This window comes from Gordonia sp. UBA5067 (assembly GCF_002414845.1).
Taxonomy (GTDB): Bacteria; Actinomycetota; Actinomycetes; order Mycobacteriales; family Mycobacteriaceae; genus Gordonia; species Gordonia defluvii.
This window is the reverse complement of the sequence record NZ_DIAX01000066.1, coordinates 1-17,465: the sequence shown is the minus strand read 5'-3', so window position 1 is coordinate 17,465 and position 17,465 is coordinate 1. Positions and strand designations below refer to the sequence as shown.

Below are 17,465 nucleotides of genomic sequence, written 5' to 3'. Positions count from 1 at the left end.
ATGCGCGCAGTGGTTCAGCGGGTCCGTGCGGCGCGGGTGCTCGTCGACGACGAGGTCGTGGGCGAACTCGACCTTGCCGCCGGGCGCCAGGGGCTGGTCCTGCTCGTCGGCGTCACCCACTCCGACACCGAGGCGCAGGCCCGGGCCCTCGCCGAGAAGGTGTGGCGGCTGCGCATTCTCGATGGTGCGGATGGCGCACAGGTCGGCGCTGCCGATCTGGCCGCCCCGATCCTCGTCATCAGCCAGTTCACCCTGTATGCGAATACCGACAAAGGCCGGCGGCCATCGTGGCATGCCGCGGCGCCGGCCGCCGTCGCCGAACCGGTCGTCGACGCGGCCGCGGCGCACCTGCGCACCTTGGGCGCAACGGTGGCCACCGGCCGCTTCGGCGCACACATGGCGGTCGAGCTGGTGAACGACGGGCCGGTCACGATCCTGCTCGAGGTTTAGGCGCTACCCGGTCGCTGCGTGAGAATCCGCGGGCCGTCCTCGGTCACCGCGACGGTGTGCTCCCAGTGCGCGGCCCGGCTGCCGTCGTCGGTGACGACCGTCCAGTCATCGTCCTCGATAGTGGTCTCCTCGGTGCCCAGGGTGAGCATCGGTTCGACCGCGAGGGTGGATCCGACGACGAGCCGCGGGCCTTGGCCCGGGTCGCCCTCGTTGGCCAGGAACGGCTCCAGGTGCATTTCGCGCCCGATGCCGTGGCCGCCGTATCCGGCGACGATGCCGAAGTGCCGCCCGAACTTCGCGCGCGCCGCGACCGTGCCCCGCTCGATCGCGTGCGAAATGTCGGTCAGCCGCGCGCCTTCGACCATGGCGGCGATTCCCGCCACCAACGACAGGCGGGTCGCTTCGCTCAGCTCCTCGTCGTCCCGCGACAACTCGCCGACACCGTAGGTCCAGGCCGAGTCGCCGTGCCAGCCGTCGAGGATCGCCCCGCAGTCGATGGATACCAGGTCGCCCTCGGCCAGGATGATGTCTTTGCTCGGAATGCCGTGCACGACAACTGCATTGACCGAGCTGCAGATCGACCCGGGAAAGCCGTGGTATCCCTTGAACGAGGGCACGGCGCCGGCGTCGCGGATGACGGCCTCAGCAATCTCGTCGAGTTCGAGGGTGGACACACCAGCCTTTGACGCCTGGCGCACGGCGACCAGCGTCGCACCGACCACAGCACCGGCGGCGGCCATCGCATCGAGTTCGCCGGCCGACCGAAACGGCACCACCCCGCGCCGACCGAACAAGCCCATCGCCGCCCGCCTACTTGCCGTCGACGCCGAGTGCGTCCATCACGCGGCCGTGCACGCCGGCCACTTCGCCGACCGCATTGATCGACGTGACGTCCGAGCCGTAGAACTCCAGCAGCGGTGCCGTCTCGCTCGCATACACCGCGAGGCGGTTGCGGATGACGTCCTCACTATCGTCGGCGCGGCCGCGGGCCAGCATGCGCTCCACGACGACGTCGGGGTCCACCTCGAAGGAGAGCACCGCGTCCAGGGCCACGCCCATCTCCCGGAGCGCTTCGGCCTGTTCGATCGAGCGCGGGAAGCCGTCGAGGATGAATCCGCGGGCGGCGTCGGGCTCGGCGATGCGGGCACGCACCATGTCGACGGTCACCTCGGAGGGAACCAGGTCCCCGGCGTCGAGATAACGCTTGGCCTCAACGCCGATCGCCGTGCCCTGCGAGATGTTCGCGCGGAACAGATCGCCGGTCGAGATGTGCGGGACGCCCAATGCCTCGGAGAGCAGTTCGGCCTGAGTGCCCTTACCGGCCCCGGGAGGGCCGAGAATGATGAGTCTCAATTGAGGAACCCTTCGTACTTGCGCTGCATCAACTGGCTGTTGACCTGCTTGACGGTGTCGAGGGCGACCACGACCATGATCAGCAGTGCCGTACCGCCGAACGGGAGGTTCTGCACCCCGCCGGCCTGACCGACCTGCATGAACAGGTTAGGCAGAATTGCGATCAAACCGAGGTAAATCGAGCCGGGCAGCGTGATCCGCGACAAGACGTAGCCGAGGTAGTCGGCGGTCGGCTGGCCAGGACGAATCCCGGGAATGAAGCCACCGTACTTCTTCATGTCGTCGGCGCGCTCCTGCGGGTTGAACGTCACCGCCACGTAGAAGTACGTGAAGAAGATGATCATCACGAAGTACGTGACGATGTAGACCGGGTCGCTGGGGTTCACCAGGTGCTGGTCGATGAACGTCTGCCAGCCCTTCGGCGTGCCGTCCCCCCGCGTCAAGTTGCTGATCAGCATCGGCAGGTACAGCAGCGACGACGCGAAGATGACGGGGATAACACCGGCCTGGTTGACCTTGAGCGGCAGGTAGGTCGACGAACCACCGTACATCTTGCGGCCGACCATCCGTTTGGCGTACTGGACCGGAATGCGGCGCTGGCCCATCTCGATGAACACCACGCCACCGACGATGATGAGGCCGGCGACGATAACGAGTGCGAAGGCCACCGGGCCGCGGTCGTTGAGGATCATCCGTCCCTCGGCGGGAATGCGGGCCACGATGCCGGCGCTGATCAACAGCGACATGCCGTTGCCGATGCCGCGCTCGGTGATCAGCTCGCCGAACCACATGACGACCATGGCGCCGGCGATCATCACGATCACGATGATCGACAGTCCGAGGATCGACTGGTCGCGGATGATGTTTTGCGCATCGCAGTTCGCTTGGCCGCGCAGCAGATTGCCGTTGGCGGCGAGCGCCACGATGCCGGTCGCCTGGAGCAGTGCCAGCGCCACGGTCAAATAGCGCGTGTACTGCGTCATCTTCGCCTGGCCGGCCTGCCCCTCTTTGCGGAGTTCCTCAAAGCGGGGAATGACGACGGTCAGCAGCTGCACGATGATGCTCGCCGTGATGTAGGGCATGATGCCGATCGCGAACACCGACAGCTGCAGGAGCGCGCCACCGGAGAACATGTTGATCAGCGAGTAGATCTGCTGCTGGGCCGTGTCCTGGTTCGCCGGGTCGAGACACTGTTGGACGACCTTGAAGTCCACACCCGGCGACGGCAGGGTCGCACCGAACCGGTACAGCACAAGAATTCCGAGGACGAAGAGAATCTTCTTCCTCAGGTCCGGCGTGCGGAACACGGCGACGAGGGGGGAGAACACTAAATTCCTCCTAGTGGCGACCACTTCGGTTCAGGGCCTGGCGATTGGGGCTTGGCACGGACAGCTTTGCCGGACAGCAACGCTGCAAACTCTAACAGGAGCGCAGCGAGCGGGCCGATGCCTGCTGGCCAGATGGCCGGTGCAACACGTCGAGCGCTGCACCGGCCAACTGGCAGACGGCTGTTAGAGCTCGGTGGTGCTACCGCCGGCGGCGGCGATCTTTTCCTTCGCCGACCCGGAGAACTTGTTGGCGGTGATGTCGAGCTTCACCGACAGTTCGCCGTTGCCGAGCACCTTGACCAACTGGTTCCGGCGGACCGCACCTTTGGCGACGAGGTCCTCGACGCCCACAGTGCCGCCCGAGGGGAACAGCTCGGCGAGATCGCCGACGTTGACAACCTGGTACTCGACCCGGTTGCGGTTGGTGAAGCCCTTGAGCTTCGGCAGCCGCATGTGGATCGGCATCTGGCCGCCCTCGAAACCGGCCGGCACGGTCTTACGGGCCTTGGTGCCCTTGGTGCCGCGCCCGGCGGTCTTGCCCTTCGAGCCCTCACCGCGACCCACGCGGGTCTTCTCGGTCTTCGCGCCCGGTGCGGGGCGAAGGTGGTGGAGTTTGATCGTCATTTCTTAAACCTCTTCGACAGTCACGAGGTGCCGAACGACATTGATCAGGCCCCGCGTCTGCGGGTTGTCCTCGCGGGTGACGGACTTGCGGATGCCCTTGAGGCCAAGGGTGCGCAGGCTGTCACGCTGGTTGCTCTTGGTACCGATGGTGCTCTTGATCTGAGTGATCTTCAGCTGACCCATATCAGTCTCCTTCTTGGCCACGGCGCTCACGCTCCCTTGGTCGTCGCCGCGGCGACGGCACGGGCGCGCAGCATACCGGCAGGAGCGACGTCCTCGACCGGCAGACCGCGACGGGCGGCGACCTCTTCAGGACGCTGCAGCATCTTCAGTGCGGCGACGGTGGCGTGCACGACGTTGATGGCGTTGTCCGAGCCGAGGCTCTTGGCCAGCACGTCGGTCACACCGGCACACTCGAGTACGGCACGCACCGCGCCACCGGCGATAACACCGGTACCGGGGCTGGCCGGGCGGAGCATGACGACGCCCGCAGCGGCCTCACCCTGAACCGGGTGGGTGACCGTGCCACCGATCATCGGGACGCGGAAGAAGTTCTTACGAGCCTCTTCGACGCCCTTCTGGATCGCGGCCGGGACTTCCTTGGCCTTGCCGTAGCCGACACCGACCATGCCCTGACCGTCGCCGACCACCACGAGTGCGGTGAAGCTGAACCGGCGGCCGCCCTTGACGACCTTGGACACGCGGTTGATGGTGACGACGCGCTCGAGGTGGTTGCGCTCCTCGCGCTCGCGCCCGCCCCCACGGCTGTCGCGACGATCGCCGCGGCCGCCGCGGCCGCCGCCGCGCTCGTTGCTGTTGCTGTTGGTGTTGTTGCCGGCGGGTCCGTTCCCGCCGTCACGCTGACGTCCGGGCATCAGAGGGTCCCTCCGTTGTTGATCAGGCACATCGAGTAGTTGGTCATTAGAACTTCAGGCCTCCCGCACGGGCGGCGTCGGCGAGCGCGGCGATCCGGCCGTGGTAGCCGTGCCCACCGTGATCGAAGACGACGCTGTCGATGCCGGCAGCCTTGGCGCGCCCGGCGATCAACTCGCCGACCTTGGCCGCCTGCGCCGACTTGTCGCCGCCGGTGGCACGAACGTCGGCCTCGATCGACGAGGCGGCGGCCAGCGTGTTGCCGGCCAGATCGTCGATGAGCTGGACGTGGATGTGCCGGCTGCTGCGCTTCACCGCGAGGCGCGGACGCTCCGGGGTGCCCGACACCTTCTTCCGGAGGCGGAAGTGGCGGCGGTTGGTGGCGGTGCGACGACGGGTCGACGCATCCTTGCCGGCGGGCTTGCGCCCGGCGGTGTTGACAGTTGCTGTTTCACTCATGGCTTACTTACCCGTCTTTCCGACCTTGCGGCGGACCTGCTCGCCTTCAAAGCGGATGCCCTTGCCCTTGTAGGGGTCCGGACGCCGCAGGCGGCGGATGTTCGCCGAGATCTGGCCGACTTGCTGCTTGTCGATGCCCGTGACCGAGAACTTCGTCGGCGACTCCACGGCGAAGGTGATGCCTTCGGGAGCCTCGATCGGCACGGGGTGGCTGTAGCCGAGGGCGAACTCGAGGTCACGGCCCTTGGCGGCTACGCGGTAGCCGACGCCGAAGATCTCCAGCTTGCGGGTGTAGCCGGCGGTGACGCCGACCATCAGGTTGTTGATCAGGCTGCGCGACAGGCCGTGCAGGGCACGGCTGCGGCGCTCGTCATTGGGCCGGGTGACGACGATCTGCTTCTCCTGCACGGCGGCCGTGATCGGCTCGCTGATCGTGATGGCCAATTCGCCCTTGGGGCCTTTGACCTTCACGTCCTGGCCGTCGATCGTGACGTCGACGCCGGCGGGGATGTCGATGGGGTTCTTACCGATTCGCGACATGTTGTGCCCCTACCAGACGTAGGCGAGGACTTCGCCGCCCACGCCCGTGTTGGCTGCTTGACGGTCGGTGAGCAGGCCCGACGACGTGGAGATGATCGCCACGCCGAGGCCGCCCAGCACCTTGGGCAGATTGGTTGATTTCGCGTAAACCCGCAGGCCGGGCTTCGAGACGCGGCGCAGACCAGCAATGCTGCGCTCCCGGCTCGGGCCGTACTTGAGGCTGACGACGAGCTTCTTGCCGACCTCGGCGTCTTCGACGCGGTAATCGGTGATGTAGCCCTGTTCCTTGAGGATCGCAGCGATGTTCGCTTTGATCGTCGACGACGGCAGGGTCACCTCGTCGTGGTACGCCGAGTTGGCGTTGCGCAGACGTGTCAAGAAGTCTGCGATCGGATCAGTCATGGTCATGGTTGACCGTCAACCTTTCTCGTAGCGGTTCCCATACAACGGCCGAAACTGGATTGCGCCAGGTCGGTACCGGTGGGCCTGCCACGAAGTGAGTGTTGTGCAAGGCTCTTCCCATCCGGTGCCATTGGCTTATCGCCGGCACCGGAGAGGTATGAAGTTGTGGCTCCCAGGGGGCACAGTTCACCCCGGGCAACCGCTTCAGTGTAGAGACTCTCCTGCCCAGACCCAAATCGCGTCGGGGCCCAGGCCGGCTACCACCCGGATCAGTTGCCACCCAGACCGGTTACCACCCGGGGACCTACGTCTGAACTTCCCGCGTTCGTCTATCGGGGCACCGTTTCCCGAACTACCGTGCTCGTTATGAGCCGACCAGCCCAGGTTCAGGGACAAGCAGCGCAAAACCTCCTCAACATCGGGAAGTTCTTCTCCCGGTGGGACGAATCCGACGACGGCCGCGCCGTGTTCCGCAAGGGCGGGCGCGCCGGCGACATCTTCTACCGCGACCGGTGGAGTCACGACAAGATCGTCCGCTCGACGCACGGGGTCAACTGCACCGGTTCGTGTTCGTGGAAGGTGTATGTCAAGGACGGGATCATCACCTGGGAGACCCAGGAGACGGACTACCCCTCGGTCGGCCCCGACCGCCCCGAGTATGAGCCGCGCGGCTGCCCGCGCGGCGCCGCCTTCTCCTGGTACACCTACTCCCCCACCCGCGTCCGTCATCCCTATGCCCGCGCCGTGCTGGTCGAGATGTATCGCGCGGCGAAGGCCAAACTCGGCGACCCGGTTCTGGCCTGGGCCGATGTGACCGGCGATCCGCTGCGCCGCCGCTCCTACCAGCGCGCGCGCGGGAAGGGTGGCCTCATCCGGGTCAGTTGGGAGGAAGCCATCGAGATGGCGGCGGCCGCGCACGTGCACACCATCAAGACCTACGGGCCGGACCGGTGCGCCGGCTTCTCGCCGATTCCGGCGATGTCCATGGTCAGCCACTGCGTCGGCACCCGCTTCATTCAGCTCATCGGCGGGGTCATGACCTCGTTCTACGATTGGTATGCCGATCTTCCGGTGGCCAGCCCGCAGGTGTTCGGCGATCAGACCGACGTGCCGGAGTCAGGCGACTGGTGGGATGCGACCTACCTGATGATGTGGGGTTCAAACGTCCCGGTCACCCGCACACCGGACGCCCACTGGATGGCCGAGGTCCGCTACCGCGGCACCAAAGTGGTCACCGTCTCCCCCGACTACGCCGACAACACCAAGTTTGCCGACGAATGGTTGCCCGCCCAGGCCGGCACCGACGGCGCGCTCGCGATGGCGATGGGCCACGTGATCCTGCGCGAGTTCTTCATCGAGCGCTCCACCGGGTTCTTCACCGATTTCGTCGGCAAGTACACGGATCTGCCGTTCCTCGTCGAACTCGACGAGCATGAGTACGAGGGTGCGACCACCCTGATCCCGGGCAAGTTCGTGACCGCCGATCAGGTCGGGCTGGTCGAGGCGCCGGCCGACGAAGACGCGTGGAAGACCGTGCTCATCGACGATGCCACCGACACCGTCGTCGCACCCAACGGTTCGATGGGCTTTCGCTACGCCGAGTCCGGGGAGGGCCGCTGGAACCTGGATCTGGCCGGGGTCACCCCGCGCTTGAGCCTCTACGACGACCCGGCAGCAGAGCCGGTCGCCATCAGCGTCGCCGCCTTCGACGCCCCGGACGGGAGCGGCACGGTCCTGCGCCGCGGCGTCCCGGCGCGGCGAATGCACGGGCGACTGGTGACCACTGTCTTCGATCTGATGCTCGCGCAGTACGGTGTCGGCCGCGACGGCCTGCCCGGCGACTGGGCGTCGGGCTATGACGACGCGGCAACCCCGTACACCCCGGCGTGGCAGGAGGAGATCACCAGCGTGCCGGCTGAGGCGGCCATCCGTATCGCCCGCGAGTTCGCCACCAATGCCGTTGACTCCCAGGGCCGTTCGATGATCATCATGGGCGCCGGCATCTGCCAGTGGTTCCACGGCGACGCCACCTATCGCGCAATTCTGGCCCTGCTCAACCTGACGGGCAGCATGGGCCGCAACGGCGGCGGCTGGGCCCACTACGTCGGACAGGAGAAGTGCCGCCCGATCACCGGCTGGATCTCGCTGGCCAATGCGCTGGACTGGTCCCGCCCGCCGCGCACGCAGCCGGGAACGTCGTATTGGTACATGCACACCGACCAGTGGCGCAACGACGGCTATTCCACCACCGCGCTGACCTCGCCGCTGTCCCGCGGCGTCTTGGACCATCCGCACACCGCCGACGCGATCGCCCAGTCCTCGCGGCTCGGCTGGATGCCGTTCTATCCGCAGTTCTCCACCAACCCGCTGCAGGTGGCCGACGACGCCCAGGCCGCCGTCGACGCGGGTGCGGCGCCATCCACGGGCGCCTGGGTGGCGCAGCAGTTGCACGAGGGCTCGCTGACCCCGTCGATCAACGACGTCGACGCGCCGGAGAACTGGCCGCGGACCCTGGTGCTGTGGCGCTCGAATCTCCTGGGCTCCTCAGCCAAGGGTGACGAGTACTTCTTGCGCCACCTCCTCGGCACCGACCACAACGTGCTGGGCGTGGAGAACCCCGACACCCCGCATCCGCGCGAGGTGGCGTGGCACGACGAAGCGCCCGAGGGCAAGCTCGACCTGCTGCTATCGGCCGACTTCCGGATGACGTCGACGACGCTGATGAGCGACATCGTGTTGCCCGCGGCCACCTGGTATGAGAAGTACGACCTGTCCTCGACCGATATGCACCCGTTCGTGCACGCCTTCTCGCCGGCCATCGACCCGCCGTGGGAGGCCAAGAGCGACTTCGACCTGTTCCACCACCTGGCCCGCGAACTGTCCCGGCAGGCCCAGACCCATCTGGGCACGGTGCGGGATCTGGTGGCGACCCCCAACCAGCACGACACCCCCGGCGAGACCGCCAATCCGCACGGCATCGTCGACGACTGGCTCGACTCGGGCAAGCCCGGCGTGCCGGGCAAGAACCTGCCGCAGTTCGTCGTCGTCGAACGCGACTACACCGCCATCGCGGACAAGCTGGCCTCGGTCGGCCCGCTTGCCGACAAGTTGGGATTCACCGTCAAGAACGTCACCTTCGACGTCGGATCCCAGATGGCGAAGCTGGCGGCGAAGAACGGGGTGATGATGGGGCCGGCCGGGGCCCCGGTCAGCCCCGCCGAAGGCCGCCCGGCGATCGACACCGACGCGAAGCTCGCCGAGGCGATCCTGATGTTCTCTGGCACGACCAACGGCGAACTCGCCGTCGGCGGTTTCGAGCAGTTGGAGAAGCGCACCGGGAAGCGCTTCGTCGACCTGGCGGCGGGGTCGGAGGAGAAGCGAATCACCTTCGCCGACACGCAGGACTCACCGCAACCGGTGATCACCTCGCCCGAATGGTCGGGCTCGGAGACCGGCGGCCGGCGGTATGCCCCGTTCACCATGAACGTCGAGCGGGAGAAGCCGTTCCACACCCTCACCGGCCGAATGCACTTCTACCTCGATCACGATTGGATGCTCGACATCGGCGAAGCACTGCCCCTCTACCGGCCGCCCCTAGACATGCACCGACTGTTCGGCGAACCCAAACTCGGCCCGACCGGCGAGATGGAGATCGCGGTCCGGTACCTGACCCCGCACAACAAGTGGTCGATCCACTCCGAGTACCAGGACAACCTGTTCATGCTGTCGCTGTCGCGGGGCGGGCCGACGGCGTGGCTGTCGCCGGAGGACGCGGCCGCGATCGGGGTCGAGGACAACGAGTGGATTGAGTGCGTCAACGCCAACGGCGTGTTCGTCGGGCGTGCGATCGTCAGCCATCGGATCCCGACCGGGGTCACCTACGTCCACCACGCCCAGGAGCGGACCATCGACGTCCCGAAGTCCGAGGCCACCGGTAAGCGCGGCGGCATCCACAACTCGGTGACCCGTCTGCTGGTCAAACCGTCGCACCTCATCGGCGGCTACGCGCAGCTCTCCTATGCCTTCAACTATCTGGGCCCGACGGGCAACCAGCGCGACATCGTCTCGACGATTCGCCGGCGCAGCCAGGAGGTGACGTACTGATGCGAGTCATGGCACAGATCGCGATGGTGATGAACCTCGACAAATGCATCGGATGCCACACGTGTTCGGTGACGTGCAAGCAAGCGTGGACCAACCGTGCCGGCACCGAGTATGTGTGGTTCAACAACGTGGAGACCCGCCCCGGCCAGGGATATCCACGGCGCTATGAGGACCAGGACGCCTGGCGGGGCGGGTGGAAGCTCAACCGCTACGGCCGGTTGCGGCTGCGAACCGGCGGCCGCGTGCAGAAGCTCGCCACGATCTTCTTCAGCCCCGTCCAGCCCACGCTCAGCGACTACTACGAGCCGTGGACCTATGACTATGAGAACCTCATCAGCGCCCCGCTGGGCGACGACATCCCGGTGGCGCGGCCCAAGTCGCTGATCACCGGCGAGGACATGAAGATCTCGTGGTCGGCGAACTGGGACGATGATCTGGGCGGCAGCGCGGCAACCGCCGAACAGGACCCGGTACTGCAGAAGCTCGCCGCCGAGTCCAGCGCACAGATCAAGTTGTCCTTCGAGCAGACATTCATGTTCTACCTGCCGCGGATCTGTGAGCACTGCCTCAATCCGTCGTGCATGGCGTCGTGCCCGTCGGGCGCGATCTACAAGCGCGCCGAGGACGGGATCGTTCTCGTCGACCAAGACCGCTGTCGCGGGTGGCGACAGTGCATCACGGGCTGTCCGTACAAGAAGATCTACTACAACCACCGGACCGGCAAAGCAGAGAAGTGCACGTTCTGCTACCCACGCGTCGAGGTCGGCCAGCCGACGGTCTGCTCAGAAACCTGTGTCGGGCGGCTCCGCTACATCGGACTGTTCCTGTATGACGCCGACCGGGTGACCGAGGCGGCGTCGGTCCCCGACGAGAAGGACCTCTACGAGGCGCAGCTCGACTTGATGCTCGACCCGGCCGATCCAGAAGTGATCGCCGCGGCCCGCGCCGAGGGCATTCCCGACGACTGGCTCGACGCCGCCCGCCGCTCCCCCGTCTATGCGCTGGCGAAGAAGTACCGGGTGGCACTGCCACTGCATCCGGAGTACCGCACAATGCCGATGGTTTGGTACGTGCCGCCGCTGTCGCCGATCGTCGATCTGCTCACCGAGCAGGGCCACGACGGCGAGAGCCACCAGAACCTCTTCGGCGCGATCGACACGCTGCGCATCCCGGTCGAATACTTGGCGGAGCTCTTCACCGCCGGGGACACCGACATCGTCACGCAGGTGCTGCGCAAGCTCGCCGGCATGCGGTCGTATATGCGCGATGTGGCGCTGGGCCGGGAACCCAATCCGCTGATCCCTGCGTCGGTGGGGATGGACGAGGAATCGATGGTCGAGATGTATCACCTCATGGCCATCGCGAAGTACGCCGACCGCTACGTCATCCCGACCGCCCATGTCGAACAAGGTCACCAGTTGGAGGAGATGGCCTGCTCATTGGACTTCGAGGACGGACCGGGGATGTACGAGTCCGGGCCGTTCGGCGAGGCGAGCGGACGTCCGACACCGGTGTCGGTGGAAACCTTCCAGGCGCTGCGGCAGCGGCAGACCAGTGATCGTGCGGCCGACGCCGAGGCGCTGCGGGGTCGGGTGAATCTGTTGAACTGGGACGGCAACGGCAGCCCCGGCGGCATGTTCCCCGAGGATCGCTGATGCGCAACCCGTTCGCGTCCGCCGCCACGCGAGAAGGCCGCGGGGACGCCGATCACCGCGTCGCCTACCAGGTCGCCTCGTGGTGCCTGCAGTACCCCGACGACGGCGTGCTCGCCCGTATCGACCTGTTGCGCGCCGCACTGGCCGAGCAGCCGTCGTCGCCGGTCAACCGTGCGCTCGCACAGTTCGTCAACCACGTCGCGTCGTCCGATCCGGCGGAGCTGCGCCGCGAGTACGTCGACGTCTTCGACCTTTCCCGGCGTCAGACGCTGTATCTGACCTATTGGTCCGACGGTGACACCCGGCGGCGCGGGGCGGCGCTCGCGTCGATCAAGCGTCGCTACCGCGACGCCGGATTCCTCGTGGACACCCACGGCGAGTTGACCGACTACCTGCCGATGGTGCTGGAGTTCGCCGCGCGGGTGGACCCGCGGAACGGTCGTGAACTACTGATCGAGCACCGCCCGTCCCTCGAACTCATCCGGTTGGCACTGGCCGAGAAGGACTCGGCCTATGCCGACGTGCTGGTTGCGTTGTGCGCGACGCTGCCCGGGGAGTCGCCCGCGGACAAGGCGAGTGCGCTGGCCATGCGCGCCGGGTCCGAGACCGTCGAGCAGGTCGGCCTTGAGAGCGGCGATCCCCGGTTGATGCCGCTGTTCACGACGGCGGAGATGACCGCACCATTGGCTGCGGGGAAAGGCGGGCGACGATGAATATCGTCTTGTGGGGCGTCCTTCCGTACTTGACGCTCATCGCGGTGATCGGTGGAACGATCTGGCGCTACCGCTATGACAAGTTCGGCTGGACGACGAGGTCGTCGGAAGTCTACGAGTCACGGCTGCTGCGCATCGGATCCCCGTTGTTCCACTATGGCATCTTGATGGTGATCGCCGGCCATGCGATGGGCCTGATCATTCCGGAGTCGTGGACCAGCGCCGTCGGAATCAGCGAAACGACCTATCACTGGGTCGCCGCGGGCGGCGGCATGATTGCGGCCGTGGCGACGCTGATCGGCGTCGCGATCCTGGTCTATCGCCGGCGAACCGTCGGGCCGGTGTTCTCGGCGACCACCGCCAACGACAAGCTCATGTACCTGGTCTTGGTCTCGGCACTGGTGGCCGGCACCTACCTCACGATTGTCGGCCTGATCGATCCACACGGCCCCGGGGTGAACTACCGCGAGACCGTCGCCCCCTGGTTCCGCTCGATCTTCTTCCTCCAGCCCGACATCGGCGCAATGGAGGCGGCTCCGCTGCGCTTCCACGTGCACGTGGTCATCGGCATGCTGATGTTCATCCTGGTGCCGTTCACCCGACTGGTGCACATCTTCACCGCGCCGTTGCACTACCTGTTCCGCCCCTACATCGTCTACCGCAGTCGCGACGCGAAGACAACACCGGGCGCCGGCAAGACTGCCGACGCCTGGGCACCCATCGGCACATCAGATCGAGAGCGCTCATGACCATGGACACCACCTCGTTCGAACCGGTTTCGGCGGTGCGCACGGCTCAGAAGAAGAACCTGGCGCTGGCCACCCTGGCCTTCGCGATCACGTTCTGGGCATGGAACCTCATCGCGCCGCTCGGCGTCTTCTATGCCGGGCACGGTGAGATGGATCTGACCTCGTCGCAGAAGTCGATCCTTATCGCCGTGCCGATCCTCGTCGGTTCGCTGGGCCGGATCGTCGTCGGCGTGCTGACACCACGGTTCGGCGGACGCGTGATGTTCACCGCACTGCTGCTGTTGTCGGTGCCGTTCGTCATCTTGGTCGCGATCGCGGGTCAGGCGAAGTCGTACCCGCTGATGATCGTCGCCGGGTTCTTCCTCGGCATCGCGGGTACCAGCTTTGCAGCGGGCATCCCGTTTCTGAACAACTGGTATGAGGCGAGCCGCCGCGGTTTCGCGACCGGGGTCTTCGGTGCCGGTATGGGTGGCACCGCGCTCTCGGCGTTTTTCACCCCGCGGTTTAAGGAGTGGTTCGGCTACTTCCCGGCGCACATCATTATCGCCGTTGCGCTCGTCGTGGTGGCGGTCATCTGCTGGCTGTGGATGCGTGATGCCCCCTCCTGGTCGCCGAATACCGAGCCCGCACTGCCAAAACTCCGCGATGCCGTCACGTTGCCGATCACCTGGCAGATGGCGGTGCTCTATGCGGCGGCCTTCGGCGGTTTCGTCGCCTTCTCCACCTATCTGCCGACGTATCTCAACGACGTGTACGAGATGACCGACCTGAAGTCGGCCGGGGCCCGCACCGCGGGCTTTGCCCTGGCCGCGGTCATCGCCCGGCCGATGGGTGGTGTCCTGTCGGACCGCTTCGGACCGCGAGTCATCACCGCCATCTCGTGTGGCGGTGCAGCAGTGCTGGCGGTGTGGATGATCACGAAGCCGGTGATGCCCTGGCTGGCCGGAGTCGACTTCATTCTGATGGCCGTGATGATGGGAATGGGAGCCGGCTCCGTATTCGCCTGGGTGGCGGTGGCCTCCCCGCCCGCCCGCGTGGGGGCCGTCACCGGCCTCGTCGGCGCCGCCGGCGGTCTGGGCGGCTTCTTTCCACCGCTGTTGATGGGTGCCACGTACAACGAGGCCACCAGGTCGTACACCATCGGGCTGACCATGCTGGTGATCGCCGCGACAGCTGCCTGTCTGTTCACGATCTTCGGCATCCGCCGGACAGCTTCCGCGCAATGACTTCTGGCGATCACTCCCGGGCAGCCCTTCCCAACCGGTGCTCGATCGAGTCGAGGATCAAGCCGAGTCCGTATCCGAACTCGTCGGCGTATCGATAGCCGCTGGCCATGATCACTGCGGCCAACTCGCCGAGGTGCGGGTATTCATCCATCGGCAGCGCTTCGGTGAACTCGCCGACGAACTCGTCGGCGCCGTCACTGAAGGGGAGGTTCATTTCGGTAAGCACGAAGCCGTAGACATAGGAGTCGATCGCCGAGAACGTGTGCGAGGCGAGGTCGATAGGAAAGCCATTGCGGCGCAAGCATCCAAGAATGGCGTCGTGGTGGCGCAGCGTGGCCGGGCCAGGGGTCCGTCGCGACTCGATAAGACCCAGGGCCCAGGGGTGCTCCGTGAGGACTGCGCGCGCCGAATCGGCGCACCGCACCATGCCCGCACGCCAGCCGTCCCCCGCGGCGGGCACATCGATCCGGGTGAAAATCCAATCAACCATCGCATCGAGCAGTGCACCCTTGTCGGCCACGTGATGGTAGAGCGACATCGCCTCCACACCGAGTTCACGGCCGACGGTCCGCATACTGACCCCCGTCAGCCCGCCCGAGTCGGCGACGGCGACCGCCGCGTCGACGACCCTCGCGCGGGTCAGCCGGGCACGGTTCACGGACACTCCTCTCATCCTCCCCATTGCGGACTTACAGGTGTAAGGTTAGCATTCAACCAAAGACTTACACCTGTAAGGAGAAGGTCATGCGCGCAGCCGTCGTCGAGAAGTACGGACCACCCGAAGTCGTGCAGATACGCGACCTCCCCCTCCCGCGCGTCGCCGCGAAATCGGTCCTCGTCCGGGTCGCCGCCACCGCGGTCACCTCCGGCGACGCCCGGATCCGCGGCGCGAACTTCCCCGACGGCTTCGGGACGTTGTCCCGGTTGGCCTTAGGGTTCCGCGGTCCCCGCCGAACCGTCCTCGGGGGCGTCTTCTCAGGAACGATCGAGGCCCTCGGCGCCAAGGTCACCGGCTTCGCCGTGGGCGAGGAGGTCTGCGGCATGACCGGGATATCGATGGGCTGCCACGCGCAATACGTCGTCGCGCCGGCCACGAAACTCGCCCCCAAGCCGGCCACGGTCAGCCACGACCAGGCAGCGGGACTGCTCTTCGGCGGGTCTGCGGCGCTACATTTCCTCCGCGTCGCCGGCACCGGCCCCGGATCGACGGTTCTTGTCAACGGTGCGTCCGGCGCGATCGGCACCAATGCGGTTCAGCTCGCCAAGCACCTGGGTGCCACCGTCACCGCGGTGACCAGCGGCCGCAACGCCGAACTCGTCGAAGCTCTCGGCGCGGACGACGTCATCGACTACACCCGCACCCCGCTCGCCGGCATCGGCCGGCGCTTCGATGTCGTCCTCGACAACGTCGGCAGTCTCGACCGGCGCACTGCACGTCGCCTGCTGACCGAGAACGGCACCGCTCTACTCGCCGTCGCCAGCCTCGGCGACAACCTGGTCGCACGCGGCAACGTCAAGGCGGGCGTCGCCCCCGAACGCGCCGAAGCCTTCGCCTACCTCCTCAGCCTCGTCGCCAGCCGTGACCTCCGCGTCATCGTCGACGAGGTCATGGATCTCGACGACATTCAGCAGGCCCATCGCCGCGTCGACACCGGGCACAAAGTCGGCAACCTCGTCGTACGCTGCTGACGCGCCGGAACCGGTCAGCCGCGCCGCGCCGCGTCGAGCAAGATCGCCTTCTCGGCGACGGCGACGTTGTGCCGCGTGCGTTCGGCAACGTCGGGCGTCACCGATACCGAGGTGATGCCGCGCCGGACCAGGTGCTCGGCGAGTTCGGGATAGATCGACACCGCCTGCCCGCACAGCGACGTCGTCAGTCCCGCTGCGGTAGCCCGGTCGATGATCGTGTCGATGGTGTCGAGGACGGCGGGATCCATGGTGTTGAACAGGTCCTTGCACGTCTCTGAGTCACGGTCGACCCCCAACACCAACTGGGTGAGATCGTTGCTGCCGATGGACACCCCGTCGATGCCGAGGCGCGCATACTCGGGGATCCAGTACGCCGCCGACGGCACCTCGGCCATGATCCAGCGCTTCATCGCCGAATCTGCGCCCAGCGGATGCTCGTCGAGGAGCGCGAGGCATTGCGCCAACTCCCATTTGGTGCGCACGAACGGAATCATCAGGTGCACGTTGGGGTGCTGGGCGCGGACGGTGTGCAGGACGTCGAGGTCGAGCCGGAACAGCTCGGGCTCGCGGACGTAGCGGAAGCACCCGCGGTAGCCGATCATCGGATTGTCCTCGTCTGGTTCGACCTCCCCGCCGTCGAGGGCGGCGAACTCGTTGGACCGCAGATCGATGGCCCGGTAGACGACCGGCCGGTCACCGAAGGCCGCGGCGATCGCCGCCACGCCGTCAGCCATCTTCGCCACATATTCGTCGCGCCGGCCCTGCGCCAGCAGCTTCGCCGGGTGTAGACCGTCCAGCGCCGTGGTGATCATGAACTCGGCGCGCAGCAGGCCGACGCCGTCGACGTCACCGGCGGCGACCGCCGTGGCCGCGTCGGGGGTGGCCAGGTTGACGTAGACGCGGGTGGCGGTGATCTCCCGACCGGCCGCCGCGGTGGGCGCCGCCGCTGGTGGTGGCGGTGCGACGGTGCTGGTGCCCGCCGTGATCGTGCCGGTGCTGCCATCCACCGTCACCGCAGCTCCCTCCACCAGCGTGCTGGTGGCGCCGCGCGCCCCGACGACCACGGGCTTGCCCAGTTCCCGGCCGACGATCGCCGCATGACAGGTGATCCCGCCGCCGTCGGTGACGATTGCCGATGCCCGGCGCAACACGGGCAACCAGTCGGGCCTGGTCATGGGGGCGACGAGGATGTCGCCGTCGCGCAGGGCACCGGCGTCGGCGACCTCGTGCAGGATGCGCACCTGGCCCGACGCGACGCCGGGACTGGCGCCGAGCCCGGTGACGAGGACCTCGCCGCGGG

At 66.8% G+C, this 17,465-nt stretch carries 18 protein-coding genes; 7 read left to right on the top strand and 11 right to left on the bottom strand.

The features are described from left to right. On the top strand, window positions 1-450 hold the full coding sequence (gene dtd / locus B4M62_RS11350; protein ID WP_290707766.1) for a D-aminoacyl-tRNA deacylase: 450 nt from the start codon (window positions 1-3) through the stop codon (window positions 448-450). Here dtd and map read toward each other — a convergent pair. The 9 genes from map to rpsH form a co-directional block, all read right to left on the bottom strand. Further along, a complete protein-coding gene (gene map, locus B4M62_RS11345; protein ID WP_290707764.1) occupies window positions 447-1,250 on the bottom strand; it encodes a type I methionyl aminopeptidase in 804 nt (267 codons plus the stop codon). The two genes, dtd and map, sit on opposite strands and share 4 nt — an antisense overlap. A 10-nt stretch (window positions 1,251-1,260) precedes the next feature. After that, on the bottom strand, window positions 1,261-1,803 hold the full coding sequence (locus B4M62_RS11340) for an adenylate kinase (protein ID WP_290707762.1): 543 nt from the start codon (window positions 1,801-1,803) through the stop codon (window positions 1,261-1,263). Beyond that, entirely contained in the window at window positions 1,800-3,131 is a 1,332-nt protein-coding gene (gene secY / locus B4M62_RS11335; protein ID WP_290707760.1) for a preprotein translocase subunit SecY, read from the bottom strand. Before secY ends, B4M62_RS11340 begins: the two co-directional genes overlap by 4 nt. 183 nt (window positions 3,132-3,314) lie before the next feature. After that, a complete protein-coding gene (rplO, locus tag B4M62_RS11330; protein ID WP_290707757.1) occupies window positions 3,315-3,755 on the bottom strand; it encodes a 50S ribosomal protein L15 in 441 nt (146 codons plus the stop codon). A gap of 3 nt (window positions 3,756-3,758) precedes the next feature. Beyond that, entirely contained in the window at window positions 3,759-3,938 is a 180-nt protein-coding gene (rpmD, locus tag B4M62_RS11325; RefSeq protein WP_040521523.1) for a 50S ribosomal protein L30, read from the bottom strand. A 26-nt stretch (window positions 3,939-3,964) separates the two neighbouring features. After that, the gene (rpsE, locus tag B4M62_RS11320) at window positions 3,965-4,630 is read right to left on the bottom strand and encodes a 30S ribosomal protein S5 (RefSeq protein ID WP_290707753.1); all 666 of its coding nucleotides are present in this window, start codon (window positions 4,628-4,630) and stop codon (window positions 3,965-3,967) included. Between the two features lie 46 nt (window positions 4,631-4,676). Further along, the gene (rplR, locus tag B4M62_RS11315) at window positions 4,677-5,087 is read right to left on the bottom strand and encodes a 50S ribosomal protein L18 (protein ID WP_290707751.1); all 411 of its coding nucleotides are present in this window, start codon (window positions 5,085-5,087) and stop codon (window positions 4,677-4,679) included. A 3-nt stretch (window positions 5,088-5,090) separates the two neighbouring features. After that, window positions 5,091-5,627, bottom strand: a complete 537-nt coding sequence (rplF, locus tag B4M62_RS11310) for a 50S ribosomal protein L6 (RefSeq protein WP_290707749.1) — start codon at window positions 5,625-5,627, stop codon at window positions 5,091-5,093. A gap of 9 nt (window positions 5,628-5,636) precedes the next feature. Continuing rightward, window positions 5,637-6,035: a 30S ribosomal protein S8 gene (rpsH, locus tag B4M62_RS11305; RefSeq protein ID WP_290707747.1), complete on the bottom strand. Its 399-nt coding sequence runs from the start codon at window positions 6,033-6,035 to the stop codon at window positions 5,637-5,639. A gap of 360 nt (window positions 6,036-6,395) precedes the next feature. Here rpsH and B4M62_RS11300 point away from each other — a divergent pair, with 360 nt between their 5' ends. Genes B4M62_RS11300 through B4M62_RS11280 form a run of 5 tightly spaced genes read left to right on the top strand, consistent with a single transcriptional unit; the run spans window position 6,396 to window position 14,476 of the window. After that, on the top strand, window positions 6,396-10,133 hold the full coding sequence (locus B4M62_RS11300) for a nitrate reductase subunit alpha (protein ID WP_290707745.1): 3,738 nt from the start codon (window positions 6,396-6,398) through the stop codon (window positions 10,131-10,133). Next, complete coding sequence (gene narH, locus B4M62_RS11295; protein ID WP_290707743.1) at window positions 10,133-11,788, top strand: nitrate reductase subunit beta; 1,656 nt, start codon at window positions 10,133-10,135, stop codon at window positions 11,786-11,788. Before B4M62_RS11300 ends, narH begins: the two co-directional genes overlap by 1 nt. After that, window positions 11,788-12,501, top strand: coding sequence for a nitrate reductase molybdenum cofactor assembly chaperone (gene narJ, locus B4M62_RS11290; RefSeq protein ID WP_290707741.1), 714 nt, complete (start codon window positions 11,788-11,790; stop codon window positions 12,499-12,501). Before narH ends, narJ begins: the two co-directional genes overlap by 1 nt. Further along, window positions 12,498-13,250: a respiratory nitrate reductase subunit gamma gene (narI, locus tag B4M62_RS11285; RefSeq protein ID WP_290707739.1), complete on the top strand. Its 753-nt coding sequence runs from the start codon at window positions 12,498-12,500 to the stop codon at window positions 13,248-13,250. Before narJ ends, narI begins: the two co-directional genes overlap by 4 nt. After that, a complete protein-coding gene (locus tag B4M62_RS11280; protein ID WP_290707737.1) occupies window positions 13,247-14,476 on the top strand; it encodes an MFS transporter in 1,230 nt (409 codons plus the stop codon). Before narI ends, B4M62_RS11280 begins: the two co-directional genes overlap by 4 nt. A 10-nt stretch (window positions 14,477-14,486) precedes the next feature. Here the strand turns inward: B4M62_RS11280 and B4M62_RS11275 are convergent, their stop codons facing one another. Then, the gene (locus tag B4M62_RS11275; protein WP_414651830.1) at window positions 14,487-15,140 is read right to left on the bottom strand and encodes a TetR/AcrR family transcriptional regulator C-terminal domain-containing protein; all 654 of its coding nucleotides are present in this window, start codon (window positions 15,138-15,140) and stop codon (window positions 14,487-14,489) included. 80 nt (window positions 15,141-15,220) lie between these two features. On the opposite strand from B4M62_RS11275, the gene B4M62_RS11270 reads away from it, so the two are divergent. After that, a complete protein-coding gene (locus B4M62_RS11270) occupies window positions 15,221-16,165 on the top strand; it encodes an NAD(P)-dependent alcohol dehydrogenase (RefSeq protein ID WP_290707735.1) in 945 nt (314 codons plus the stop codon). 14 nt (window positions 16,166-16,179) lie between these two features. Here the strand turns inward: B4M62_RS11270 and B4M62_RS11265 are convergent. Then, window positions 16,180-17,465: putative PEP-binding protein (locus B4M62_RS11265; protein WP_290707732.1), on the bottom strand; the 1,286-nt coding region annotated here is incomplete at its 5' end.